Raw genomic sequence first — 25,723 nt, forward strand, 5'->3', positions numbered from 1 at the left:
CCTGTCCGCCCGCGATGCCGAGGCGTTGCGGATGGTCGGTGAACATCTGGGCCGGCATGCCCGTGCTGATCTCGCTGAGCGTGTCCGCATCGGCAGGGTGCCGGTGAAGGCGAACAGGCGGGCGGAGCGTAAACGTGCTCTGACGAGGGTGTCGTCGTCCCGGTGGGCGGGGGCGATCACGCGGGCGTCGGAGGATCAGTACCAGTTGTCCCTGCGGTGCCTGTTCGACGTTCGGACCTCGCTGCGCCGGGCCATCGCGAAGATCCGCAAGCGTCTGGCTGTTCCCTGCGGTCAGCGTGTGGGCGGTGTCAGCGGTTATCCAAGCCAGGCGGAGCGGGCACAGAAGCGACGCCGGTTGCAGGTACGCACCGCGCGCCTGGTGGAGGTGGAGCGGCGGATCGAGGCCGGGCATCCGGCGATCACCATCGGCGGCCGCCGTCTCGCCAAGACCCGGCACAACCTCGCCGACGCCGGTCTCACCGAGGCCCAGTGGCGGGAGCGGTGGGACGCGCAGCGCATGTTCCTGACCGCCGACGGCGAGTCCGGGGCGCCGCACGGGAATTACACGATCACCGTCGACCCGGCTGACGGCACGATCGTGGTCGTCCTGCCCGAACCACTCAGGCACCTCGCCAACGCACCGCGCGGCCGGTACCGGCTGGCCTGCACCGTCGCCTTCAACCACCGCCGTGAGGAGTGGCTGGACCGGGTCACCGCCAACCGTTCGGTGCGCTACGACATCGTTCAAGATCCCGAACGCGGTCGCTGGTACCTCGACGCCTCCTGGTCGACCCCTGCAGCGCCTCTCCCGACACCTGCCGAGCTGACAGCATCCGGTGCCCGGTTGCTGACCGTGGACCTCAACGCCGGCCACCTCGCCGCCTGCGTCGTAGACCCCCACGGCAACCCCGTCGGCCAGCCGATCACCGTACCCACCGAGCTGACCGGACCTACATCCCAGCGTGACGGACGCCTCCGCCAGGCGATCAGTGAACTCATCCGCCTCGCCCGCCAGCACGGCTGCGCTGGTCTGGCGATCGAGAACCTCGGCTTCGCCGACGCCCGTGCCACCGGCCGCGAGACGATGGGCCGGGGAAAGCGTGGCAAGGCGTTCCGCCGCACCGTCGCAGGCCTGCCCACCGGGCGCTTCCGCGACCGTCTGGTCGGCATGGCGCACCACGCCGGACTCATCGTGATCGCGGTCGACCCCGCCTACACCAGTCGCTGGGGCGCCCAGCACTGGAAGCAGCCGCTCCAGCAGCAATCCAAGACCACGCTCGTCACCGGCCACCACGCGGCCGCAGTGGCGATCGGCAGACGCGCCCTCGGACACGGGATCCGGCGTCGGCCAGGTGTGACCGCACACGACCAGAGGATCGTCGCGCGGAGAGCTACCGGCCAGACCGTCACCGTACCGAGGGCACGAGGGAACACGAGCCCGCCAAGGACCACAGGCACACCCCACCCGGGTGACAAGACCTGCCGGGACCGAAGCGACCAGCTCGCGCTGTTCCCCGTCTCCCAAAACCGTTCGGGGAGACAACCGGCCAGCCCGGTTTACAGCGACTCAGCCAACAGCGGCCGACATCGCTAGGAACGGTCTTGCTTCGAGCGCACTCCAGGCAGTTGGCTAGTGGCCCATGGAGTACACGCAGCTCGGACGCACCGGTCTCAAGGTCAGCCGACTTGTCCTCGGCACCATGAACTTCGGCCCCCAGACTGGAGAGCCGGAGAGCCACGCCCTCATGGACACGGCCCTCGACGCCGGCATCAACTATTTCGACACCGCCAACGTCTATGGCTGGGGCGAGAACAAGGGCCGTACCGAGGAGATCATCGGTACCTGGTTCGGCCAGGGCGGCGGCCGTCGCGAGAAGACGGTCCTCGCCACCAAGGTCTACGGGAGCATGGCCGCGGAGGGCGACCCGTGGCCCAACTACGACCGCCTGTCGGCGCTGAACATCCGGCGGGCCGTCGACGCCAGCCTCAAGCGCCTGAACACCGACTACATCGACATCTACCAGTTCCACCACGTGGACCGGCTGACGCCCTTCGAGGAGATCTGGCAGGCCGTCGAGGTCCTGATCCAGCAGGGCAAGGTCCTCTACGCCGGCTCCTCGAACTTCCCCGGCTGGAAGATCGCCCAGGCCAACGAGGCCGCGGCCCGTTCGGGGCGGCTCGGCCTGGTCAGCGAGCAGTGCCTCTACAACCTCGCCGAGCGGCGGGCGGAGCTGGAGATCATCCCGGCGGCCGAGGCGTACGGGCTCGGCGTCATCCCGTGGTCCCCGCTGCACGGCGGGCTGCTGGGCGGGGCCATCCGCAAGGCGTCGGAGTCCGGGCGGACCGCGACCGGCCGCTCGGCGGACGCGCTCGCGAACAGTTCCGTACGGGCGCAGGTGCAGGCGTACGAGGACCTGCTGGACAAGCACGGACTGGAGCCCGGCGAGGTCGCCCTGGCCTGGCTGCTGACGCGTCCCGGGGTCACCGGCCCGATCGTCGGGCCGCGTACGCCGGAGCAGCTCGCGTCCGCGCTGCGTGCGGTGGAGCTGGAGCTGTCGCCGGAGGTGCTGGCCGGGCTGGACGAGGTCTTCCCGGGGCCGGGCCCGGCTCCGGAGGCGTTCGCCTGGTAGGCGGCGCGCTACGGGGCGGTGGGCCTACGGGCGGTGGGCCTACGGGGTCACGGGCCTACTGGCCCACCGCGGCGGCCACCGCCACCACGACGAACATCAACACGAGCACACCGGCCATGACGCGGTTTCTGGTCTTGGGATCCACCCGTCGAGCCTAACGCGACCGGGCCCGCCCTTCGGACGGAGGGGCGGGCTCTCCCAGTTCCCAGGAGCCGACGACCTCGTAGCGGGGCTGCTCGCCGGGGACGCCGGAGTCGGGCAGGTTGCTGCGGACCAGGCTGAGCTCGCCGACCTGCCAGGCGGTGCCCTCGAAGGAGGCCAGGGCCGTGCTGTAGGGGCGGACGTCGTGCCGCTCGTCGCGGAGCCGGCCGAGGGTGAGGTGGGGGGTGTAGCGGTGGTGCTGGTCCATGGGCACGCCGGAGCGCCGGGCGGCGGCGTCGGCGCGCTCGGCGAGCATGCGCAGGGAGTCGAGGTCACCGGCGGCGCCGGCCCACAGGGAGCGGTGGCCGAAGTGGCCGGAGCCGTGGATCCGGAGCGGGAAGGGCTCGGTACGGGCGGCGGCGCGGGCGAGCCGGGTGTGCAGTTCGGGGAGGACCTCCTCCCGCACCTCGCCCATGAAGGCGAGCGTGAAGTGCCAGCCCGCTTCCGCGGTCCAGCGCAGATGGTCGTCGCGCAGGTCGCGTACGGCCCCGGCCAGTTCCGAGATGGCCGCCTCGGGCGGGATGACGGCTGCGAACAGTCTCATGGTGCCGAGCCTAGTGGCGGCTGTCCGGTGCGGCGCCGTTGCCGGGGGCCGGCCCCCGGACCCCCGCTCCTCGAACGGCGGAGCGGCTGGATTTGGCGGGCACCGGCCTGCACGTGAAGGCCGGCGGGGCTGGAAGATCCAGCCCCGCCGGCGTTCGAGGCGCGGGGTCCGGGGCGGAGCCCCGGGAAGCCGGGCCGCACGGGCCCTTCACGCCTCGAGCCCGGGAGGCGCTACGCCGCCGTCGCCAGCTGGCGGCGGCGGTCCGAGGGGACGAACGTCACGCCGTGGCGGTTCACGCTGAGGCGGAGGTTGCCGACGCGGGAGAGGACCAGGCCGATCGTGACGGCTGCGGCCAGGGAGACCACTCCGCCCGCGGCCATGCCGATCCGTGCGCCGTAGGTGTCCGTGACCCAGCCGACCAGCGGGGCCCCGATCGGGGTGCCGCCGGTGAAGACCATCATGAACAGGGCCATCACCCGGCCCCGCATCTCGGGGTCGGTGGCCATCTGGACGCTGGAGTTCGCGGTGACGTTCACCGTCAGGCCGAAGACGCCGATCGGGACGAGGAGCGCCGCGAACAGCCAGAAGCCCGGTGCGAAGGCCGTCACCAGCAGGAGGACGGAGAAGAGCACCGCCGCCGCGACCAGCAGCCGCAGGCGCGAGAGGCCGCGCCGGGCCGCCAGCAGCGCACCCACCAGGGAGCCCGCCGCGATCAGGGTGTTGAAGAGCCCGTACGTGCCCGCGTCGCCGTGGAAGACCTTGCTGACGAAGGCGGACAGCCAGATCGGGAAGTTGAAGCCGAAGGTGCCGATGAAGCCGACGAGCACGATCGGCCAGATCAGCTCGGGCCGCCCGGCGACGTAGCGCAGGCCTTCCCGGAGCTGCCCCTTCGCGCGGGGCTGGACCTCGACCTGGTGCAGTTCCCGGGTCCGCATCAGCATCAGGGCCGCGATCGGCGCCGCGAAGGACAGGCCGTTGAGCAGGAAGGCCCAGCCGGAGCCGACGGCGGTGATGAGGACGCCGGCGATGGCGGGGCCGACCAGTCGCGCGGACTGGAAGTTGGCCGAATTCAGGCTGACCGCGTTGGCCACCTGGTCCTTGCCGACCATCTCGGAGACGAAGGTCTGCCGGGCCGGGTTGTCGACGACGGTGACCAGGCCCAGGAGGAAGGCGGCGAGGTAGACGTGCCAGACGTTGACGTGGCCGGCGAGGGTGAGGACACCGAGCGCGAGGCCGGTGAGGCCCATGGCCGTCTGGGTGCAGAGCAGCAGCGGCCGCTTGGGGAGCCGGTCGGCGAGTACGCCTCCGTAGAGCCCGAACAGCATCATCGGCAGGAACTGCAGCGCGATGGTGATGCCGACCGCGGAGGCGGATCCGGTCAGTGACAGGACCAGCCAGTCCTGTGCGATGCGCTGCATCCAGGTGCCGGTGTTCGAGACGACCTGGCCCGTGGCGAAGAGCCGGTAGTTCCGGATCTTCAGCGAGCTGAACATCGAGTTCTTCGCGTTCTTGGTGCCCGGCGTGCGTGTAGTGGTGGGTGTGTGGCCGGGGGCGGAGTCTGCTCCGGGTCCCGTACTCAAAAGGGGTCGCCTCCTGGCGTCGTTCCTATAGGTGCGCGAGCTTGTCCAGGACGGGGGCGGCTTCGCGCAGCTTCGCCCATTCGTCCTCGGTCAGCTCGGCCGCGAGCCCGGCGAGGAAGGCGTTGCGCTTGCGGCGGCTCTCTTCGAGCATCGCTTCGGCCTCCTCCGTCTGGCGGACCACCTTCTGGCGGCGGTCGTCGGGGTGTGGTTCCAGCGTGACCAGTCCCTTGGCTTCCAGCAACGCGACGATGCGCGTCATGGACGGCGGCTGCACGTGCTCGCGCCGGGCCAGCTCACCGGGGGTGGCCTGGCCGCAGCGGGCGAGGGTGCCGAGCACCGACATCTCGGTCGGGCTCAGTGATTCGTCGACGCGCTGGTGCTTGAGGCGCCGGCCCAGCCGCATGACGGCGGAGCGGAGGTCGTTCACGGCGGCTGCGTCGTCACCATGGGAAAGGTCATGCATGTATTTAGAGTAACTCATTACTCTTCCTAAGGAACACCACTTATCTGGTGTCACTCGTACGGGTGAGTCGGTTCCGGAAAGTGACACGCGTCCATGCCCTGTGCCCCGACTCTTTCGGCATGGGGACACATGTGCTGAGCATGCGCATAGACGGGGAGCTCCTCGACAGGCTCCGGACTCATGCCGCCAAACGCGGAATGAGCGTCCAGGACTACGTGGTCCGGACGCTCATTCGCGACGATTTCGACGAACGCTTCAAGGCGGCCGTCGACGAGACGGAGAAGTTCTACGGGCTCACCTGAGCCCGGGGCCCGGCTCCGGGGGCCACCGAGGGGCAGGGGCTACGTGAGGCCCAGCGCGGGCATCGCGTAGTAGAAGACGAAGACCGCCGACACGATGTACATGGCCACCGGGACCTCGCGGCCCCGGCCGGTCGCCAGCCGCAGTACGGAGAAGGCCACGAAGCCGATGCCGATGCCGTTGGTGATCGAGTACGTGAACGGCATCATCACCATGGCCAGGAAGGCCGGGACGGCGATCGTGAAGTCGTTCCAGTCGATGTCCCTGACCGAGCCGGCCATGATCAGGAAGCCGACCGCGACGAGGGCGGGCGTGGCCGCCTGCGAGGGGACCATTGTGGCGAGCGGCGTGAGGAACAGCGACACGGTGAAGAGGCCGCCGGTCACGATGTTCGCCAGGCCCGTCCTGGCTCCCTCGCCGACGCCCGCCGTGGACTCCACGAAGCAGGTGGTGGCCGAGGAGGAGGAGGCGCCGCCCGCGGCGACGGCCATGCCGTCGACGAACAGGACCCGGTTGATGCCGGGGAAGGAGCCGTCCGGCTTCGTCAGCTTCGCCTCGTCGCCGACGCCGAGGATGGTGCCCATCGCGTCGAAGAAGCAGGACAGCAGCACGGTGAAGACGAACAGGATGCCCGTGAGCATGCCGACCTTGCCGAAGCCGCCGAACAGGCTGACCTGACCGATGAGGCCGAAGTCGGGCGCGGCCACCGGGTTGCCCGGCCACTCCGGGACCGTCAGGCCCCAGGCGGCGTCCGGGAGCTTGGTGATCAGCTGGATCACCAGGGCGGCGACGGTCATGGCCACGATGGAGATCAGGATCGCGCCGGGGGTCTTGCGGATGATCAGGGTGAGCGTCAGCAGGACGCCGACCACGAAGATCAGGACGGGCCAGCCGTGCAGGTGGCCGTTGCTGCCGAGCTGGATCGGGACCGTGGTGTGCGCGAGGTCCGGGATGCGGGTGACGAAGCCCGAGTCGACCAGGCCGATCAGCAGGATGAACAGGCCGATGCCGATCGCGATGCCCTTGCGCAGGCCGAGCGGCACCGCGTTCATGACCCGCTCGCGCAGGCCGGTGGCGACCAGCAGCATCACCACGAAGCCCGCCAGGACCACCATGCCCATGGCGTCGGGCCAGCTCATGCGCGGGGCGAGCTGGAGGGCGACCACGGTGTTGACGCCGAGGCCGGCCGCCAGCGCGATCGGGACGTTGCCGATCACGCCCATCAGGAGGGTGGTGAAGGCGGCGGTCAGCACGGTGGCGGTGACCAGCTGGCCGCCGTCGAGCTGGTTGCCGTACATGTCCTTCGCGCTGCCCAGGATGATCGGGTTCAGCACGATGATGTAGGCCATCGCGAAGAAGGTGGCGAAACCGCCGCGGACCTCGCGGCCGATGGTCGAGCCGCGCTCGGAGATCTTGAAGTAGCGGTCCACAGGGGCCGACGTGCTCATGGGGGTCCTGGTCCTCAGTGGTGGTTTCATACGGCGAAAACGGGCCAAGCTCAAACCGTTTCAGTATGAACACATGAACGAAGAGGCGTCTATCTCCGCGCGTAGACCTTCCGCCGACCGGCCTAGACTTGGCCACATGGCGAAATGGACTGCGCAGCACGAGGCCCCCGAGCCCCTTGAGGGGCCGATCGTCGGCACCGTCGCAGGCGGCACGATCATCTGGTTCGCCCTCTTCCTCTTCCAGCTCCCCTTCTACGGGTGGTTCGCCGACCGGGGCATGCTGTGGTGGGTCTGGACCTGCGCGGTCGGCGGGGTCCTCGGCCTGATCGGCCTCTGGTACGTCCGCGGCCGCGATGCCGCGCTGAAGCGGCACGCGGCTGAGCTGGCCGCTCTGAACGAAGACACCCAGGCGGGCCCGTCCCCCCAGGCGGGCTAGCCCCCCTTGTTGCCCCGCGCGTGACGGGCGGCGTCGGCCAAAATCAGCCCCGCCGGCGTTTGAGGCGCGGGGGGCCGGGGGCGGAGCCCCCTGGAAGCGGCGCCGCACGTGCCCGGCGCGCCGCACCGGGTCGGGTGAAGGGGCTACCAGCGGAGGATTCGACTCATCCCGAAGTCGGATCTTCCGACTTTTCGGCGGGTGAACCGTTGGATCCCCCTTTACCGTCGAAACCATGACGCAGCGGGCAGGGATCGAACCAGACGGACCGGAGCAGGGCGGCGGCAGCGCCGCCCCCGCCGGGACCGCCATCGACGCGGGGGCCGAGCTCGATCCCGTACACCCGGTCCAGCCACCCGCACCCCGGTTCAAGCCGGCCGGGCTGACCACCGCCGAAGTCGCCGAGCGCGTCGCCCGCGGAGCCGTCAACGACGTCCCCGTCCGCAGCAGCCGCTCCACGTCCGAGATCGTCCGCGCCAACGTCTTCACCCGCTTCAACGCCATCATCGGCGTCCTGTGGGTGGTCATGTTCTTCGTCGCCCCGATCCAGGACAGCCTCTTCGGCTTCGTGATCATCGCGAACACCGGCATCGGCATCATCCAGGAGATGCGCGCCAAGAAGACCCTGGACAGCCTCGCCGTCATCGGCGAAGCCAAACCCAGCGTCCGCCGCGACGCCCGCACCGCCGAGATCTCCACCTCCGAGATCGTCCTCGACGACGTCATCGAGCTCGGCCCCGGCGACAAGGTCGTCGTCGACGGACTCGTCGGCGAGGCCGACGGCCTGGAGATCGACGAATCCCTCCTCACCGGCGAAGCCGACCCCGTCCTGAAGAAGCCCGGCGACCCCGTCATGTCGGGCTCGTTCGTCGTCGCCGGCGGCGGCGCCTTCACCGCCACCAAGGTCGGCCGCGAGGCCTACGCCGCCCAGCTCGCCGAAGAGGCCTCCCGGTTCACGCTCGTCCACTCCGAGCTGCGCTCCGGCATCTCCACCATCCTCAAGTACGTCACCTGGATGATGATCCCGACCTCCATCGGCCTGATCATCAGCCAGCTGATCGTCAAGGACAACAACCTCAAGGACGCCATCGCCCGCACCGTCGGCGGCATCGTCCCGATGATCCCCGAAGGCCTCGTACTCCTCACCTCCGTCGCCTTCGCCATCGGCGTCATCCGGCTCGGCCGCAAGCAGTGCCTGGTGCAGGAGCTGCCCGCCATCGAGGGGCTCGCCCGCGTCGACGTGGTCTGCCTCGACAAGACCGGCACCCTCACCGAGGGCGGCATGGACGTCACCGAGTGCCGCCCGCTCGGCGGCGCGGACGCCGCGTACGTCAAGAAGGTCCTCGGCGCGCTCGGCGAGAGCGACCCCCGCCCCAACGCCAGCCTCCAGGCGATCATCGACGCCTACCCCGACAGCGCCGAGTGGCGCTGCACCGAATCGCTGCCCTTCTCCTCCGCCCGCAAGTACAGCGGCGCCAGCTTCAGCGAGGGCGACGGCGAGAACAACACCTGGCTGCTCGGCGCCCCCGACGTGCTGCTCCCGGCCGGGGACCCGGCCCTGGACGAGATCAACGAACTCAACGAACAGGGCCTACGGGTCCTCCTGCTGGGCCGCGCCGCCCGCGAACTCGACGACCCGGCCGTGGCCACCGGGGTCAAGCCGACCGCCCTCATCGTCCTGGAACAGCGGCTGCGCCCCGACGCCGCCGACACCCTGCGCTACTTCGAGGACCAGGACGTCAAGGCCAAGGTCATCTCCGGGGACAACGCCGTCTCGGTCGGCGCGGTCGCCGGCAAGCTGGGTCTGCCCGGCGCCGAGAACACCGTGGACGCGCGGAAGCTCCCCACCGACCAGGGCGCCATGGCCGAGGTGCTCGACCAGAACGCCGTCTTCGGGCGCGTCACCCCGCAGCAGAAGCGCGACATGGTCGCCGCCCTCCAGTCCCGGGGCCACACCGTCGCGATGACCGGCGACGGGGTCAACGACGTGCTCGCGCTCAAGGACGCCGACATCGGCGTCTCGATGGGCTCCGGCTCGGAGGCCACGCGGGCGGTCGCGCAGATCGTCCTGCTCAACAACAGCTTCTCCACCCTGCCCTCGGTGGTGGCCGAGGGCCGCCGGGTTATCGGCAACATCACCCGCGTCGCCACCCTCTTCCTCACGAAGACGGTCTACTCGGTGCTGCTGGCCGTCCTGGTGGTCTGCTCCCAGGTCGAGTACCCGTTCCTGCCGCGCCACCTGACGCTGCTGTCCACGCTGACGATCGGCATCCCCGCCTTCTTCCTGGCCCTGGCGCCCAACAAGGAGCGGGCCAAGCCGCACTTCGTGAAACGCGTGATGCGGTACGCGATCCCGGGCGGGATCATCGCCGCCGTCGCCTGCTTCGTGACGTACGTGGTCGCCCGCCACCACTACACCGGCCCCGACGCCCTCAAGGCCGAGACCAGCGCCGCGACGCTCGCCCTGTTCCTGACCTCGATGTGGGTCCTGGCGATCATCGCCCGCCCCTACACCTGGTGGCGGGTCGGCCTGGTCGGCGCGATGGGCGGGGCGTTCCTGATCGTCCTCGTCGTGCCCTGGCTCCAGGACTTCTTCCAGCTCAAGCTGGAGGGCGCCGTGATGCCGTGGACCGCCGTCGGCATCGCGGCCGGCGCGGCCGTCCTCATCGAGTTCACCTTCCGGTGGGTGGACCGGAGGTTCCCGGCGTAGGACCCGCGGTGGGCGGAGTCGACTCGGGGCGAGGAGATTACCTCCCCTGGGGGATCGACGGGCGATCCATGAGGGCTCCATACTCGAACTATGGGAACGAAAAAGATCACCATCACCTTGCCTGACGAGGTGATCGAGTACATCAAGGGGCATGTGGATCCCCGCGGTGTCTCCGGCTACGTGACGGCCGCGGTGGAACACAAGGTCGCGATGGACAAGCTGACCGGGTTGTCGGAATTCCTGGATGAGGAGTTCGGTCCGCTCACCGAGGAGGAGCTCAGCACCGCAGACGCCCGCCTCGACGCCATGGACGCCTGGCACCTCGAACGCAGACACGAAGGGGAGGCGGGCCCGCTGGAAGGGAAGGCGGCCGCATGAATCCGCGCATCCCTCCCGGTCCCGTCGTCGCTCCGCGGACCCTCGTCCTGGACTGCGAAGCGCTCTCGTTGGCCGTTCGTGGCGACCGAGGCGTGCGGGCCATGATCCGGCGGTCGCCCGATCGCGGGATGAGGGTGGTCACCTCGTCGCTCACGACACTGGAGGCGTGGGACCCTCGGAAGGGCATTCGCCAGCAGACCTGGGAATGGGCCTTGTCGAGCGTGGACATCGTGCATCCGAACGACGAGATCATCGGGGCGGCTCGCTCCCTCCTGAAGGAGGCCGGTCTGCACGGCCACAAGTACGCGATCGACGCCGTGCTCGCGGCAACCGCGTTCGTCGCCTCCCGGCGGGGGGAGCTGGTCAACGTCCTCACCTCCGACGTGGACGACATGAAGCGGCTTCTCGGCGCGCACCCCATCCGCATCGAGCCGGTCTGACCTCCTCAGGCCGCCAGGTCGAGGTCCTGCTCCCGCCGGGCCGCGATGCGCGTGCGCAGGCCCAGGATCGCCACCGCGGCGAGCAGACCGGCGACCAGGGCCCCCCACCACAGGACCGCCGGGCCGACCCCGGTGTAGAGGGCGACGCCCAGGGTGAGGGCGGAGAACCGGGCCATGCCCCAGGTCCAGCTGAAGGCGCCCTGGTAGCGGCCGCGGGCGTCCGCCGGGGCCAGGTCGGCCACCAGCGAGGCCGCGATGCCGGCCACGGCCACCTCGCCGAGCGACCAGACGACCACCGAGACCACGTACCCGGTGACGGAGTCCGCGAGCCCGGTCAGCGCCACCCCGGCGGCGATCAGGGCGCTGCCCGCCGCCTGCACCGGGAGCTGCGGCAGTCCCGACAGCTTGGCCGTCACGAACGGCTGCAGGGCGACCACCAGTACGGCGTTGACCGCGGCCAGGGCCCCGTACACGGCCGGCGAGAGCCCGCTGTCGCGGACGGCCAGCGGCAGCGCCACCTCGGTCAGCGAGTACACGAACAGCTGGATCCCGAGCAGCGGGAGCAGCAGGAGCAGCAGCCGGTCGCGCAGGACGACCCCGTAGCCCAGGCCCGTGGCCTTGGCCGGGGCGGTACGGGCCGGCTCGCGCAGCCGGGTCACGACCACGAGGGCGTAGATGAGCGCGGAACCGGCGTCGACGGCGAAGAGCAGCCAGTAGCCGTGGGCGGCGAGGAAGCCGCCGAGGACGCCTGCGATGGCCGTGCCGATGTTGACGCCCCAGTTGAACAGGGCGTATGCCCGCTGCCGCCAGCCGGTGTCCACCGAGTCGGCCAGCAGGGCGAACGCGGCGGGCGGGACGGTGGCTCCGGCGGTGCTGAGCAGCAGCGCGGACGCGGCCAACGTCCAGAGCCCCGGGGCCAGGAACAGCGCGCCTTGGGCGACGGCGGAACCGACGAGCCCGATCAGCATGGTCGGACGGCGGCCGATCCGGTCGGCGAGCAGCCCGCCGACGGCCGGGCCGAGCAGGTGACCGGCGCCGAGCGCGCCGAGCACGAAGGAGATGTCGGATCCGGTGATGCCCCGGTCGGCGAGGAGGAAGACCAGGAAGGGGGTGACGAGGTAGCCGATCCGGTTGACGATCGAACCGGCGAACAGGGTCCAGACGAGGGGCGGGAGACCGCGGAAGGAGGAGGGCATGGAAGGAGCCTGCGCCGGGACGGCCGCAGGTCCTATTGATTAAGCTGGGGCCGAATCCAACGACGCCGACGCCGATGCCGATGGCTGTGGCTGTGACTACGGGGGCAGGGTCATGGAGTACGAACTGAATTTCTCGGCGGCCGACTTGGCGCAGACCCGCTTCGCGGTGTCGCCGATGTGGGAGGTCGTCACCAGCTTCCGGCTGCTGAAGGACGAGGCGGATCCGCCGCTGCACCGCCGCTGGGCCGCGCAGGTCAGGCCCCGGCTGCTGAGCGCCGGCCTGCACCGGGGCTGGCTCGCCGCCCTGATCCCGGGCGACGGCTACCTCGCCGACTTCCTCAACCCCACCCCGGCCGGCCCCTTCCCGGACCTGGCCGCCGAGCTGGCGGCCATCCGCGCCGCGAGCCCGGACAACGTCCGCTCCGACCTGGCCACGCTCGCCGCGAAGTCCCGTTCGGGGGGCCGCCCGGTGGCGCCACGCCTGCGGCTGCTCCACGAGGAGCCGGAAGCGGTCCTGGGGAAGGTCACCGCCGAGATCGAGGCCTACTGGGAACTCGCCCTCGCGCCCTACTGGCCCCGCATCCGCCAACTCCTCGAAGCCGACGTGTTCCACCGGGCCCGCCAGGTCGCCGAGCACGGCTCGGCCCACGTCCTGAACGAGCTCCACGACACCGTCAGCTGGGACGCCGGAACCCTGCGCATGGTCCGCCGGCAGTGCGCGCTGACCCGGGAGCAGGACGGCTCCGGCCTCCTCCTGGTCCCCTCCGCCTTCGCCTGGCCCCGGGTCCTGACCCGCTCGGTGCCCGGCGAACCGCCCCAACTGGCCTACCCCGCCCGCGGCATCGGCACCCTGTGGGAGCCCCGCGCCACGAAAGCCACCGACGCGGTGGCCGCCGTACTGGGCCGCTCCCGGACCGCCCTGCTCGCCGAACTCGACACCCCCGCCTCCACCACCCAACTGGCAGCCCACACCGGCCTGTCGGCTGCCGCGGTCTCCCAACACCTCACGGCCCTGCGCGACGCGGGCCTGGTCACCGGGCACCGCGCGGGCCGCTCGGTCCTGTACGCCCGAACGGCGGTCGCGGACGCGCTGCTCATGCCGGTGGGGTGAACCGGGCAATTCAGGGCTCCGTCCGGGGGTGCCCCCGTAAATGTGGGTGCGGGGTGATAGTCCTTCTGCAAGATTGCGACCGGTCTACACCAGATTCCCAGGGGGGAACCATTCAGATGAGGCATGCCCGCGCACTGCCGATAGCGGCCCTCGGGCTCGCGGTCGGCCTGGCCACCGCGGCTCCGGCCGCAGCCGCGGACCCCGCGGCGCCCGTGGTCACCTCGCAGCGCACCGACCCGACTCCCGGCTTCGCCGGTACGGGCCGCTATTCCGTCTGCGACACCAATCCGAACTCCGCGACCGGTCCCGGCTGGGTCGGCCCGGGCGACGTGACGCTCAAGGCCAGGGCGGTCTCCCCGTCGGGTGCGGACGTATGGACGAGGTTCCAGCTCTGGGACACCGCGGTCGGGGGCAAGCACACCGAATTCTCGACGGGCTGGTCCACCTCCCCGGTGGCGTCGGCATTCGTACCCCGCGACCAGCTGGTGGACGGCGCCAAGTACGCCTGGCGCGCGCGGGCCAGCGACGGAAAACTGGCCAGTGACTACACGGGCTGGTGCTACTTCCGGGTGGACAGGAATTACCCGACCTCCTCGGTCACCACCGACTCCAGCCCCAAGGTGGTCGGTCAAGAGGCCACCTTCACGCTGAAGGCGGCCGACTCCGGATCGGGGATCGCCTGCGTCCGCTGGCGGACGAGCCAGACCCCCAGCGTCGGCTGGCGGTGCTCGGACGCGGCGACTGACCTCCACGTGCTCCGCCTGACGAACGGCTCGGCCGACATCAAGGTCAAGCCGTCGAATTGGGGCGCGCAGGGCGTCTGGCTCGAAGTTCTGGACAATGCGGGCAACCGGTCCGAGTCCGACATCATCTACCACGCGCAGTCGAGCACGGCGCCCGCGACCTTCGGCGACATCGACTCGGACGGCAAGCCGGACGTCCTCGTCCCGGACGCGGCGGGCAACCTCCGTGAGCCGGGCGACAACCCGCTCGGCACGGCAAATGCGCGTGCGCTTGCCGCCCCGGGCGACACCCGGAGCTGGGCCAAGGTCCAGTACACCCACCGCGGCTCGCTGAGCGGGAACGGGGTCGATGACCTCCTCGCCCATGCGCCGGGGGATTCCGCGCTGCTCATCTTCCCCAACCAGGCTGACGGCCTGTTCACCGAACAAGGCCCGTCGACCGTCGCCAAGCCCACCGTCTGCCAGACCCCGGCCGCCGTGGTCATCGATTGTGCGAAGCACGGCTTCGGCGCCAACTGGTCGAAGGTCACGCGCATCGCGGCGTTCGGATCGCCCCGGGGCGACAGCCCGGTCCAGGGCTCCCTGCCGGACACCTCGGTCCTCTTCGTCGAGAACGGCCGTCTGTGGCTGGCGGAGGAGGGGTTCCGCGCCTTGAGGGACGAGGCGGTGCTCATCTCCGGCAGCAACACCAGCTGGGCCGGCTACGAACTCCTCACCCCGGGCCGCGCACAGGGCACGGACTTCCCGACGCTCTGGGCCCGCAACACCACCGACGGCACGATCCGGGCCTTCACCGTCGGCGGCACTCCGGACGCCCCGGACTTCAGGGCCTTCGCCAACCCGGCCGCCGGGACGGTCCTGACCACCCTGGCCCCGGCCGCCCACCCGCGCGTCGGCTCCGACGGCGACCTGACGGGCGACGGCATCCCGGACCTCTGGTCCGCCGACGCCGCCGGCAAGGTCACGGTGTTCCCGGGCAAGGGGACGGCGACTCCCCACCCGAAGGTGACGGGCTTCGGCCCGGCTCTCTGAGCATGCGTCAGCACGCCTCCGGCGCCCGGCTCCTGCCGGGCGCCGGAGGCGTTTTCGGCTACGGCGTGACCACGACCTCGTCCATGCGGCTGGCGGCGTAGAAGTGGTTCGCGTCGGGCTGTGCGTACCAGGCGTACCAGGTGCCGGTGACGTCGGCCTTGAAGGAGCGGGTGAAGGTGCCGTCGGTGGCGGTCTTGGAGGTGCCCATGACCTTGTAGCCGGTGCTTCCGGCCGGCTTGAAGAAGTAGTTGATGGTCTGGCCGGCGTAGGGCTTCCAGGTCGGGTCGGCGTGGTTGAGCTTGCCGGTGACCTTGATCAGCTGGCCCTTCTTGACCGGCTCGGGCGCGGCGTTGAACTCCGGGATGGCCGTCATGGTCCGCTGGACCTTGATGCTCTTCGTCTCGGAACCGTGGATGGCCTCGGTGCCCGCGTACCGCATCCGGACGAACCCCGGGCCGGGGTAGGGCAGCGTCGTCTCCATCATCGCCGAGGGGTTGGTGCCGGGCTGGGTGGCGACGTCCACGGTCTTGCGGGTGGTCCAGCCGGTCTTGCCGTCGGCCGAGGTCTGGACGTCCACCTGCAGGGAGGTGGTCCCGGCCGGCATCTCGACGCGGTCGATCCACCCCCTCACCTGGACGTTCTTGAACTGGTTCACCGAGGCGTCGAAATGGGAGAGGTGGGTGCCGGCCGTGGTGTCCACCGTGACGCTCTGGATGTCGTCGTCCGTGTTCAGCCAGGCGCTGGCGCCCATGACCCCCCAGGTGTCGTCCTTCTCGAAGTACTTCTCCACGGTGAACCGGCCGGCGTCGTCCGTGAGCCCGACCCCGCCGCCCACACTGATCCTGGCCTTGACGGGCACCGGCTTCCAGGTGCCGTCGGCGGTCTTCCAGGTGACGGCTCCGCTGACCTTGCCCTGCGTTCGGTAGGGGCCGGTCACGGTGTCGGAGTCGAGGGCTATGCGCGCCTCCACGGCGGTCACGGGAACCGCCACGTCCTCCTCGTCCTTGACTCCGTTCACCGTCGTCGCGAGGTGGACGAAGGTCTTGTCGGCGTCGTCGTCGTCGGAGCCGCTCTCGGCACCGGAGACCGTGATCCTGGAGGAGAAGTGCCCCTTCGCGTCCGCCGTCAGCGGGGTGGTCACCGTGCCGGTCCTGGCCGTGAACGGGCCGGTGAAGGGCGTGGACGAGGCGGTGCGGGGGTCGTAGAGCTCGATGTCACCGGAGACCGTCGTGTCCGGAGCCGCGAGGGACACTCCGTTCGAGGCCTTCAGGTTCTGGAAGACCGGGCGCACGTGGTAGTTCAGCGTCGCCCTGTCCTTGCGCAGGATGCTCTCGCCCAGGGTGCCCGTGTACTCCACGTCCACGGTGTACTCGCCGAGTTCGGCGAGCTTGGGCACGGCACCCCGTTGGGGGTACTGGATGATGTCGCCGCAGGAGGGCTCGCAGATCTCGTCTTCGTCGATGACGGACGAGAACCGCGTGAGCGTGGCGACCCGGGTGGCCGAGCCCTTCTTCCGCAGGTGCACCTTGAGGTTCTTGGGCGCGATCTCCCAGCCGAAGTACACGACGACCGCTTCGTTCTCCGTGTGCGTGGTGAACCCCTGCGGGAAGGGGTCGGCGGCCTGGGCGGCCGTGGGTACGGCCATGACGGCCGCCAGTGCCGTCATGGTGCAGAGTGCGGCGCTTATGCGCTTGTTCATGTGGCCCCCCGGGAAATCGTTCAACGATCACCCAAGGGGACTGTCCGGGCCGCCCGATGGTTGTACGGGTGGTGCGAGGGTGTTTCGGCTACGGGGTGACGATCACCCCGTCCACGCGGCCGGCGGCGATGAAGTGGGTGTCGTCGGCGAGTGCGTAGCGGGCCTGCCAGTAGCCGGTCTGCGTGGCGGTGAAGGTCTTGGTGAAGGTGCCGTCGGCGGCGGTCTTGGAGTAGCCCATGACCTTCCACGTGAAGGTTCCGGCGGGCCGGAAGTAGTAGTGGACGGTCTGGCCCGCGAAGGGCTTCCAGGTCGGGTCGGCGTGGTTGAGCTTGCCGGTGATGGTGATCGGCTTGCCCTTCTTGACCGGTTCGGGCGCGGCGTTGAACTCCGGGATGGCCGTCATGGTGCGGACGGCCTTCACGGTGGACGAGGTGGAGCCGTGCAGGGTCTGCATGCCCGCGTACTGGAGTCGGAGGTGGCCGGCTCCGGGGTAGGGCAGCGTGGTCCGGACCGGGAGCGTGAGGCTGGAGCCGGGGTTGGTACCGGGCATCAGGGCGACGTCGACGCTCTTGCGAGTGGTCCAGCCGGTCTGGCCGTCCGCAGAGTACTGGACGTCCACCTTCAGCGAGGTGATCCCGGCGGGGATCCGGTACAGGCCGAGCGCGCCTGTGACGGAGACGGTCTTGGAGGCGCTCACCCATGCTGTGGGGCGGTTGAAGGTGGTCCCGGGCCCGACGGTGAGGGTGACGGACTGGGCCTGGGACTGCGCCCACTGATCCTTGACCTGGGCCTCCCAGGTGGTGTCCCTGGACAGTTGGGTGGTCCTCGTGAAGCGGCCGCTGTCGTCTGTGAGGACCTGCTTGAAGCCCACGGAGACGTCGATGCCGGCGGGTACCGGCTTCCACGTGCCCTCGGGGGATTCGTACGTGACGGTGCCGGTGACCTTGGCCTCGGTCCCGTAAGGGCCGCTCACGTTCGTGGAGTCCAGAGCGACGCGGGTCTCCACCGGGGCCACGGAGACCTCGAAGTAGTCGGTGTCCCTGGCCCCGTTCACCTCGGTCGCGAGTCCGATGGACGTGGCGGGCTTGCCGTCGTCGTTCCGGAATCCGCTGCTCCCGTTGGCCGTGATCCCGCCCTCGAAGTGTCCGTTCGCATCGGTGGTCAAGGAGGCGGGGGCCGCGCCGTGCACCGTCGTGACGGCGCCGCCCGTCAACGGCTTCGTCGAGCTGTCGCGCGGGTCGTAGAGGTTGATGTCACCCGAGACCACAGTGTCGCGGTCGGCGAGCGACAGTTCCGGCTTCGAGTTCTTCACGTTGGAGAAGAGCGGGCGCAGGCGGTAGTTCAGCGTCGTCTTGTTCTTGTGGAGGATGGGCTCGCCCTGGGTGCCGGTGTACTCCACGTCCACGTCGTACTCCCCGAGCGCGGCCAGCTTCAGCGGGGCGGTCCCGAATGGCGAGGGGTCCATGCAGGAGGCAGCTTCAGAGCAGGGATCGTCATAGGGCATGCTGACGAACTCCGAGACGGTCAGGACCCGCTGGGCCGTGCCCTTCTTGCGCAGGTGGACCTTGAGGCCCGCGGGCCGCTTGAGCGATTCGACGTACAGGACGACCTGTTCGTGCTGGGTGGACGCGTAGAACTCCGGATGGGGGTCGGCGGCCTGGGCGGCCGTGGGCATGGCCAGCATGGCTGCCATGGCCGTGGCGGTGCAGAGCGCGGTGCTGATCAGTTTCTTCATCGGTCCCCCCGGGGCGTCGTGCGACATCACCCAGGGGGACCGACGGGCGGCCCCGATGGTTGTACGGGGACGGCCGGGGAATTCTCAGTCGAACCAGCGGTCCCGCGCCAGCTCCGCCGTCCGCGACGGGTCCTCCAAGAGGGCCGCCACCTCGAAGCGGCGCGGCCACTGGCCCGCCGCCCAGGCGAGGGCCGCCGCGACGCCCTCCAGGGTGGAGGCGTGCAGGGTGCCGTCCGGGGTGCGGCGCCAGTCGAGCTCGATGCCGCCCGCCTGGAGCTCCTCGTGCTCCACGTAGCTCTTCGGGGTGGCCGGGCCCAGGAGCTGGTGCACGGATTCGGGGACCTCGTGCTCCTCGCCCTCGGTGGTGACCTCCGCCGGGACGGTCTCCGAGAGGCGCCGGACCTGGAACAGCTCCGCCAGGTCGGCGGCCCGGGACGGGGCGACGGGGAGGAGCGGCAGGCCCGCCGTGAGGGGGAGCAGGTCCGGGGCGTCCGCGATCAGCGCGTCGGCCGCGTCCACCACGACCACCTCGCCGTCCACGACCGCGCGCAGCTCGTCGGGCAGGGTGACCTGCTCGGGGTCCAGCTCGGCCAGCGCCCCGTACAGGCCGTGCAGTTGGCGTCCGCCGACCTCCCGGTCCGGGTCGGCGAGGCGGCCCAGCAGCTCGGCGGCGCCGCCCGGCTCCTCCAGCAGGGCGGGCACGGTGGTGCGTACGCCCAGGGCCCGCAGGACCTGCTCGTCCTCGAAGCCGGTGGCGTCCGCCGGGGTGTAGAGGCCGGCCAGCAGCGGGTCGCCGCCCGCCGAGCGCAGGCCGGCCGGGCGGCGGCCGTCCAGGACGGGGTGGTCGCGCAGCCACCAGGCGGTGTACGAGCGCACGGAGCGGGTGGTGCCGTCCGGGAGCAGGACCCGCACGGGCTGGGTCAGGGCGTCGCGCAGCGGGGGCTGGGCCAGCATGGCCAGGGCCTGCGGCCAGCAGTCGTCGTCGACCAGGTCGAGGTCCCGTACGGCGACCAGCTCGGTGGCGACCGGCGGCACGGGGGTGTCGGGGAGCTGGTCCAGGAGGTCCTCGCACCACACGTCGACGGCGTCGAGCAGACCGGCGTCGTCGGGCTCGGCGAAGTCCCCGTCGCGGGGCTCCAGTTCGTCGGGGTCCAGGACCACGTCGGTGGCGCGGACCAGCTGGAAGGTGGCCAGGACGCCCACGGCGGTGAGGGTCCGCTCGTCCCAGCGTTCCACCAACTCGGCGTCCACGTACGGGATCTCGTCCTCGCGGACCACGGAGGCCAGCGGGGAGCCGGGCAGCAGCAGTTCGCCGGCCGGGGTCGGCTCGCCGTCCTCGTCGGGCAGGGCGAGCGCGCCCAGCCACGGCTCGTCGCCGGGGGAGAGCTCGGCGTCGCGGACCAGGCCGAGGACGATGTCGGCGAGTTCCTCGGGGTCGAGGGCGTCCTCGTCCCAGATCTCCCCGGAGTCCAGGGAGGCCGCGACGGCCGCCCGTACCTGCGGGGTGGTCAGGACGGCGCGCGGGCTCGCCGGGAGCGCGCCGAGCTTCTCCAGCAGCGGGTGCACCGCGTCGGGGTGGGCCACCTTCAGGCCGAGCCGGGCCAGGCTCTGGGGGGTGCCCGACCGGGGGGCGTCCGCGCCGGGCAGCAGCAGGTGCCGGGGCCCGATCGCGGTACGGCCGTCGGCCAGCGGTACGGGGAGGCCGGAGAGCCGTTCCGGGTCGACCCCGGCGAGGCTGTCGTAGAGCCGGTACCACCATTCCGGGGTCCGCTCGATGCCCGCGATCCGCTCGATGGCCTCGCCCAGCGGCAGCCGGCCCACGCCCAGGGTGCGCAGTTCGGGGCGGCGCTCCAGCCCGGCCGGGAGCAGGGTCGGCAGCACCTCCGCGAGGACCCGTACGGTGTCGGCGCCCGCGCCCTCCACCACCTCGGCCTCGAAGGGGCGCAGGGCGGCCCGCTCCAGCGGCTCCCCCTCCGCCGGCTCCTCGGGCGGTGCGGCCGGTGCGAGGAAGGCCGTACGGGGCAGGCGCGCGATGACGGCCGCGCGCAGGGCCCCGTCGAGCTCGCCCTTGCCGAGCGGGCCGGGTACGAGGTCCACGAGCGCGGTGCTCACCGGGTCCCAGGAGCCCAGCAGTTCGGCGTACGCGTCGGCCGCGCGCTCCACGAGGAAGTCGGTCAGCGGCCCCGGCGCGGGGTGCCGGCGGGTGGTGTCCAGCGGCAGGGTCGCGATGAGCAGCGCGGGGATGCCGAGGGGTTCGTCGGTCGGGGTCGGCGCGTGCACCACGGGGGCGGTCGCGGGGCGGACCGGGGCGCCTTCGGCGTCGACGGGCACGGACCAGGACACCGCCCAGACGGGCCGCAGCCGTTCCTCGACGGGGCGGTCGGCGAGCAGCGCCTTCTCGATGGGACCGGAGTGGCGCACGGTACGCCAGCGCCTGGGGCCGGACGCGGTGTCCGAGGCGGAGTCGGCGATGACGGTGTACGGGCCTTCGACGCGGCGGGTCAGTGTCCGCACACCCCCGGCCGGTGTGTCCACGACGACCTCGGCGAGCCCGGGCAGGGTCAGCAGCAGGGCGTCGTCCACGGCGGCGAGCAGCCGCCCGGCCAGCTCCTCGGCGGCGGCGTCGCGCAGCGGGAGGACCACGACGGTGTCGTAGCCCTCGGGCGCGGTTCCCTCGGCGGGCAACGGGAGGCGCAGCAGCGGGACGTGGCCGTCGCGGCGGCGCAGTTCCTCGCCGAGTCCGGAGCTGCCGACGGAGGCTCCCCGGGCCAGCTCCCGGGCCTCGGCCAGGGACCAGCGCACACCGCCGTGCCGGCCGAGGACGGCGGGCTCGTCGGAGACGGCCAGGACGGCGGCGAAGCCGACGCCGAAGCGGCCGACGCTCCCGGAGGAGTCGTCGCGCTTGGCGGAGGCGCGCAGTGTGGACAGGGACTCCACGCCGGTGGCGTCCAGCGGGGAGCCGGTGTTGGAGACGGCGAGCAGCGCGTGCCCGTCGGGCTGGTCGGTGCCCGCGTGCAGGGTGAGCCGCAGCCGGCCGGGGACCCCGGCGCGGGCGGCCGCGTCGGCGGCGTTCTGCGCGAGTTCGACGACGAGCCGGTCGCGGTAGCCGCCGAGCGCCAGGTCCTCCTCGGCGTTGGCGTCCTCGCGGAAGCGGGCCGGGCCGGCGCCCCAGGCGTCGAGCACCCCGCGCCGCAGCCGGGCCGTGCCGAAGGGGTCCACGCCGTCCTGGGCCGCCGTCACTCGCACGCTCACGCTGCTGCCTCCAAGCTGTACTGCGCTGTACCGCGCCGTATCGCGCCGTACGGCATCCGCGGAACACCGGATGCCGAGGCCCCGAAGGTATCGCGTACGTCGAGCGGCTCCGCAAACGAACCGGCTTCAGGCAGACTGCAGGAGTCGGTATCGCACAGCTATTTGTGAGGATTGCGCATGATCACGCTCACCAAGGAAGACGGCCCCGCGGACCTGGGCGGCGTAACCCACCTGTCCATCGGAGTGTCGTGGGACCCCACCGTGGGCAGCAGCGGCGGCCTGTTGGGCAAGCTCAAGCGGAAGGTCGGGACCGACCTGGACCTGATCGCGATCGCCATGCAGGGCGCGGACCCCGTCCGCCTCGCGGGTCTCGACTCCCTGGACCCCATGGGCAACGGCTCGCTGCGCCACAGCGGGGACAACCAGACCGGCCACGGCGACGGCGACGACGAGACGGTGACCGTCGAGTTCGCCCGGATACCGGGCAACGTCACGTCCATCGTCTTCGTCGCCGCCGCGTACAAGAAGGGCAGTTCCTTCCAGAGCGCCCGCAACATCAGCTTCAAGGTGTACGACGGCACGGGCGGCAGCACCCAGCAGGTCGCCGACATCTGGCCGAGCCTGCTCGGGAGCGACAACGGCTGCGCCGTGGCCAAGGCGGTCCGGGACGGGGCCGGCTGGAAGCTGCACGTCATCAACGAGACCGGGAAGATCAAGCCGGGCGACGAGCAGGCCCTCATGCGTTTCGCCGTGGCGAAGTAGCCCGGTCAGGGGGCTACTCCTGCCCGACGAGGTGGGCGAACACCACGACGTTGGCGTCCCAGTGGCGGTCCTTGGTGAGGTTGCCGCCGCAGGTGATGATGCGGAGCTCGGCCTTGCCGTGGGTGTCGCCGTAGACCTTGTCGGTCGGGAACCGGTCCTTCTTGAACGTGTCGATCTCGTCCACGGCGAAGACGGCGGTGGAGCCGTCGTCGCGGTGGACCTCGATCTTCTCGTCCTTCTTCAGCTTCTTGAGGTTGTAGAAGACGGCCTCGGCGGTCTGGGGCGTGTCCATGTGCCCGACGATGGCGGCCGCGCCCTTCTCCCCGGGGGTCGGGCCCTCCTTGTACCAGGCCGCGTCCATGGGCTTGGCGAAGTCGGGCTCCTTCATGGCGCCCTGGTCGTCGAGTCCGACGGTGTCGAGCGGGGCATCGACCTTGATGTCCGGGATCACGATGCGGTCCGGGACGGAGGGGCTCAGCACCGAGGCGGACTTGGCGTCGGCCGCGTCGTTCTTGGCCGCGCCGCCGGCCGCGTCGCCGCCGGAGGAGCAGGAAGAGATCAGGAAGACCGTGAGCGCCGAGGCGCCCGCCAGGGCGGCCACGCGCAGTGCGCGGCCGCTCCGGCGGGGGGCGCGTTCAGGGGCGGACTGCTCAGCCATGGTTCGCGGCGTCCGAGGGGACCCAGCCGAGGGGGGCCTGGCCGGTGTTCACGGAACCCTTGGGGGTCTTGTGGTGGCTCGGGTCGACCGGGGTCGGCTTCGGCTTCGGGTTGACCGGGCCGGTGGCGTCGGTGGAGAACTTGACGGTGTCGAACTTCTTGCCGCCCGCGTAGGCCTCGACGCCGTAGTAGCCGGACTTGACGTCCTTGGCGACGACCGCGGTACCGGTCCAGACGCCCTTGCCGTTGCTCTTCAGGTTGACCTGGCCGCCGAAGGCGTCGGACTTGACGAACGCGCTCTTCTCGTTGGCCGCCGTCTTGATGGTGACCTGGATCTTGTCGCCGGGCTTGCCGTGGTCCTGGGACAGGCTCAGCGTGGAGTCGGCCGGGGTGGGGGTCGGCTTCGGGGTGGGCTTGCCGTCCTTGACCGTGATCTCCGCGGTGGCCTGGAGCTTCTCGCCCTTGGGGCCCGTTCCGGTGAGGGAGATGCCGTAGTTGCCGTCGGCGACCTTGGCGATCGTGGCGGTGGCGCCGCGCCCGTCGGTCATCTTCACGTCGTTCAGGGCCTTGGAGGAGATGGACAGGTTCGTCGAGCCGTCCGGGACCTCCATCGACATCTGGACGGAGTCGCCCGGCTTGCCGGAGGAGGGCGAGAGCTTCAGGGCCACCGGGGCGGTCTTGGCGTCGGCGCTCGCGCTGCTGTGCGCGGTCGGAACGGAGTCGGCGGCGAACGCGACGGCGGGGGCTGCCAGGGCCATCGACGAGGCGAGGGCGATGGCCGAGAGGGTGAGTGCCTTGCGCATGGGGTTCCTCCTGAACGGGCCGGGGTTCGTTCCCGGCACACCAGACATGAGGGACATCCTGGGGTGGTTGGTTGCGCCCCTCCGAGGGGCCGGGAGAGGCCCCTGCCGAAGGTCCCGGGGCACAAAACCGCAGGCGGCGGAGGGGGCGGTGATCTTCCGTTTGCGGCCTCTTTGCCCCGATTTTTGGGACCAAGGTCCCGGAGTTCCGGGCCGGGTGGAGGGCCTTGGTCTTCAGGGATCGTTCAGGACTGCCTCAGGACCGCCTCAGGACCTCCTCAGGACCGCCGCAGGGCCTCTCCATCGCGGTCCGGACAACGCGAAGCCCCCGGTGACGAGGTGTCACCGGGGGCTTCGGAGCGTGTCGGTCCTGGTGGACCGGTTCGGACAGGGTGGACCGTGCCTGACCGGGTCGGTCAGAGGTTCTCGATGACGTAGTCCACGCACGCGGTCAGCGCCTGCACGTCCGCCGGGTCGATCGCCGGGAACATCGCGATACGGAGCTGGTTGCGGCCGAGCTTGCGGTAGGGCTCGGTGTCCACGATGCCGTTGGCGCGCAGCACCTTGGCGACCGCCGCCGCGTCGATGTCGTCCGAGAAGTCGATCGTGCCGATGACGGCCGAGCGCTTGGCGGAGTCCGCGACGAAGGGGCTGGCGTACTTCGACGCCTCGGCCCAGCCGTACAGGTGGGCCGCGCTGGCCGACGTACGGCCGGTCGTGAACTCCAGACCGCCCTGGCTGTTCATCCACTCCAGCTGCTGGTCCAGCAGGAAGAGGGTGGAGAGCGCCGGGGTGTTGTACGTCTGGTTCTTCAGCGAGTTGTCGATCGCCGTCGGCAGCGAGAAGAACTCCGGGATGTGCCGGCCGGAGGCGTGCACGCGGGCCGCGCGCTCCAGGGCCGCCGGGGAGAACGCCGCCAGCCACAGGCCGCCGTCGGAGGCGAAGGACTTCTGCGGGGCGAAGTAGTAGACGTCGGTCTCGGTGATGTCCACCGGCAGGCCGCCGGCGCCCGAGGTCGCGTCCACCAGGACGAGCGAACCCGCGTCGGCGCCCGCGACGCGCTTGATCGGCGCCGCGACACCCGTCGAGGTCTCGTTGTGCGTGTACGCGTACACGTCCACGCCCGCCTCGGCCACCGGGTCCGGGTGGGTGCCCGGGTCGGAGGAGATCACCGACGGGGCGTCCAGCCACGGAGCGGACTTCGCGGCGCTGGCGAACTTGGAGGAGAACTCACCGAAGGTGAGGTGCTGCGACTTCCGCTCGATGAGACCGGCGGTCGCGATGTCCCAGAAGGCGGTGGAGCCGCCGTTGCCCAGGATCACCTCGTAGCCCTCGGGGAGGGAGAAGAGGTCCCGGAGGCCCTGGCGCACGGAGCCGACCAGGTTCTTGACCGGAGCCTGGCGGTGGGAGGTTCCGAGCAGGGAGGTACCGGTGGCGGCGAGGGCGTCCAGCGCCTCGGTCCGCACCTTGGAGGGGCCCGCGCCGAAGCGTCCGTCGGCGGGCTTGATGTCAGCGGGAATCTGGATCTCGGCCACACGCCGAGCGTATCGGGTCCGGGTCCACGCCTTGGAGCCGCGTCCACCCGATGAGATGACGCGGACGCGCGGGA

Annotated in this window: 21 protein-coding genes; 10 read left to right on the forward strand and 11 right to left on the reverse strand. The window is 70.9% G+C overall.

Translation table 11 applies throughout. The annotated features are described in order from the left end of the window. Window positions 1-31 precede the first annotated feature (31 nt). The gene (locus OHA37_RS21210; RefSeq protein ID WP_266907520.1) at window positions 32-1,594 is read left to right on the forward strand and encodes a hypothetical protein; all 1,563 of its coding nucleotides are present in this window, start codon (window positions 32-34) and stop codon (window positions 1,592-1,594) included. Window positions 1,595-1,640: 46 nt separating this feature from the next. After that, on the forward strand, window positions 1,641-2,630 hold the full coding sequence (locus OHA37_RS21215; RefSeq protein ID WP_266907522.1) for an aldo/keto reductase: 990 nt from the start codon (window positions 1,641-1,643) through the stop codon (window positions 2,628-2,630). 154 nt (window positions 2,631-2,784) lie between these two features. Here OHA37_RS21215 and thpR read toward each other — a convergent pair whose 3' ends face one another. The 3 genes from thpR to OHA37_RS21230 form a co-directional block, all read right to left on the reverse strand. After that, entirely contained in the window at window positions 2,785-3,375 is a 591-nt protein-coding gene (gene thpR / locus OHA37_RS21220; RefSeq protein ID WP_266907524.1) for an RNA 2',3'-cyclic phosphodiesterase, read from the reverse strand. 230 nt (window positions 3,376-3,605) lie between these two features. Further along, a complete protein-coding gene (locus OHA37_RS21225) occupies window positions 3,606-4,955 on the reverse strand; it encodes an MFS transporter (protein ID WP_266907526.1) in 1,350 nt (449 codons plus the stop codon). Between the two features lie 25 nt (window positions 4,956-4,980). Continuing rightward, window positions 4,981-5,418, reverse strand: coding sequence for a MarR family winged helix-turn-helix transcriptional regulator (locus OHA37_RS21230; RefSeq protein WP_214954723.1), 438 nt, complete (start codon window positions 5,416-5,418; stop codon window positions 4,981-4,983). 119 nt (window positions 5,419-5,537) lie between these two features. Here OHA37_RS21230 and OHA37_RS21235 point away from each other — a divergent pair, with 119 nt between their 5' ends. Continuing rightward, the gene (locus OHA37_RS21235) at window positions 5,538-5,720 is read left to right on the forward strand and encodes a hypothetical protein (protein WP_030156886.1); all 183 of its coding nucleotides are present in this window, start codon (window positions 5,538-5,540) and stop codon (window positions 5,718-5,720) included. Window positions 5,721-5,759: 39 nt separating this feature from the next. On the opposite strand, the gene OHA37_RS21240 is transcribed toward OHA37_RS21235, so the two are convergent. After that, complete coding sequence (locus tag OHA37_RS21240; RefSeq protein ID WP_266907530.1) at window positions 5,760-7,166, reverse strand: NCS2 family permease; 1,407 nt, start codon at window positions 7,164-7,166, stop codon at window positions 5,760-5,762. A 136-nt stretch (window positions 7,167-7,302) separates the two neighbouring features. Here OHA37_RS21240 and OHA37_RS21245 point away from each other — a divergent pair, with 136 nt between their 5' ends. From OHA37_RS21245 to OHA37_RS21260, 4 genes are all read left to right on the forward strand, one after another. Then, window positions 7,303-7,602: a DUF2530 domain-containing protein gene (locus OHA37_RS21245; RefSeq protein ID WP_266907532.1), complete on the forward strand. Its 300-nt coding sequence runs from the start codon at window positions 7,303-7,305 to the stop codon at window positions 7,600-7,602. Between the two features lie 232 nt (window positions 7,603-7,834). Beyond that, window positions 7,835-10,309, forward strand: a complete 2,475-nt coding sequence (locus tag OHA37_RS21250) for a cation-translocating P-type ATPase (RefSeq protein ID WP_266907534.1) — start codon at window positions 7,835-7,837, stop codon at window positions 10,307-10,309. A 90-nt stretch (window positions 10,310-10,399) separates the two neighbouring features. After that, entirely contained in the window at window positions 10,400-10,687 is a 288-nt protein-coding gene (locus OHA37_RS21255) for a hypothetical protein (protein WP_266907536.1), read from the forward strand. A gap of 212 nt (window positions 10,688-10,899) precedes the next feature. Continuing rightward, entirely contained in the window at window positions 10,900-11,127 is a 228-nt protein-coding gene (locus OHA37_RS21260; protein WP_323182350.1) for a hypothetical protein, read from the forward strand. 5 nt (window positions 11,128-11,132) lie between these two features. On the opposite strand, the gene OHA37_RS21265 is transcribed toward OHA37_RS21260, so the two are convergent. After that, the gene (locus tag OHA37_RS21265) at window positions 11,133-12,323 is read right to left on the reverse strand and encodes an MFS transporter (RefSeq protein ID WP_266907540.1); all 1,191 of its coding nucleotides are present in this window, start codon (window positions 12,321-12,323) and stop codon (window positions 11,133-11,135) included. A 112-nt stretch (window positions 12,324-12,435) separates the two neighbouring features. Here OHA37_RS21265 and OHA37_RS21270 point away from each other — a divergent pair, with 112 nt between their 5' ends. Next, complete coding sequence (locus OHA37_RS21270; RefSeq protein WP_266907542.1) at window positions 12,436-13,434, forward strand: ArsR/SmtB family transcription factor; 999 nt, start codon at window positions 12,436-12,438, stop codon at window positions 13,432-13,434. 116 nt (window positions 13,435-13,550) lie between these two features. Next, window positions 13,551-15,209: a hypothetical protein gene (locus tag OHA37_RS21275; RefSeq protein ID WP_266907544.1), complete on the forward strand. Its 1,659-nt coding sequence runs from the start codon at window positions 13,551-13,553 to the stop codon at window positions 15,207-15,209. Window positions 15,210-15,267: 58 nt separating this feature from the next. Here the strand turns inward: OHA37_RS21275 and OHA37_RS21280 are convergent, their stop codons facing one another. The 3 genes from OHA37_RS21280 to OHA37_RS21290 all read right to left on the reverse strand — a co-directional run bounded on the left by OHA37_RS21280 (window position 15,268) and on the right by OHA37_RS21290 (window position 21,895). Next, the gene (locus OHA37_RS21280; RefSeq protein WP_266907546.1) at window positions 15,268-16,908 is read right to left on the reverse strand and encodes a hypothetical protein; all 1,641 of its coding nucleotides are present in this window, start codon (window positions 16,906-16,908) and stop codon (window positions 15,268-15,270) included. Between the two features lie 88 nt (window positions 16,909-16,996). Then, window positions 16,997-18,643 carry a hypothetical protein gene (locus tag OHA37_RS21285; RefSeq protein WP_266907548.1) on the reverse strand — a complete coding sequence of 549 codons (1,647 nt, stop codon included), beginning with the start codon at window positions 18,641-18,643 and terminating at the stop codon, window positions 16,997-16,999. Between the two features lie 84 nt (window positions 18,644-18,727). After that, window positions 18,728-21,895, reverse strand: a complete 3,168-nt coding sequence (locus OHA37_RS21290) for a sacsin N-terminal ATP-binding-like domain-containing protein (protein ID WP_266907550.1) — start codon at window positions 21,893-21,895, stop codon at window positions 18,728-18,730. A gap of 177 nt (window positions 21,896-22,072) precedes the next feature. On the opposite strand from OHA37_RS21290, the gene OHA37_RS21295 reads away from it, so the two are divergent. Further along, window positions 22,073-22,657, forward strand: a complete 585-nt coding sequence (locus tag OHA37_RS21295) for a TerD family protein (RefSeq protein WP_266907552.1) — start codon at window positions 22,073-22,075, stop codon at window positions 22,655-22,657. 13 nt (window positions 22,658-22,670) lie between these two features. Here OHA37_RS21295 and OHA37_RS21300 read toward each other — a convergent pair whose 3' ends face one another. From OHA37_RS21300 to serC, 3 genes are all read right to left on the reverse strand, one after another. After that, complete coding sequence (locus OHA37_RS21300; protein WP_266907554.1) at window positions 22,671-23,315, reverse strand: class F sortase; 645 nt, start codon at window positions 23,313-23,315, stop codon at window positions 22,671-22,673. Further along, window positions 23,308-24,117 (reverse strand): hypothetical protein, encoded by an 810-nt coding sequence (locus OHA37_RS21305; protein ID WP_266907557.1) that lies wholly within the window; start codon window positions 24,115-24,117, stop codon window positions 23,308-23,310. Before OHA37_RS21305 ends, OHA37_RS21300 begins: the two co-directional genes overlap by 8 nt. A gap of 413 nt (window positions 24,118-24,530) precedes the next feature. Continuing rightward, window positions 24,531-25,649 (reverse strand): phosphoserine transaminase, encoded by a 1,119-nt coding sequence (gene serC / locus OHA37_RS21310; RefSeq protein WP_266907559.1) that lies wholly within the window; start codon window positions 25,647-25,649, stop codon window positions 24,531-24,533. Between the last annotated feature and the right edge of the window lie 74 nt (window positions 25,650-25,723).

Origin of the sequence: Streptomyces sp. NBC_00335, assembly GCF_036127095.1 — a bacterium.
In the GTDB taxonomy this organism is placed as follows: Bacteria; Actinomycetota; Actinomycetes; order Streptomycetales; family Streptomycetaceae; genus Streptomyces.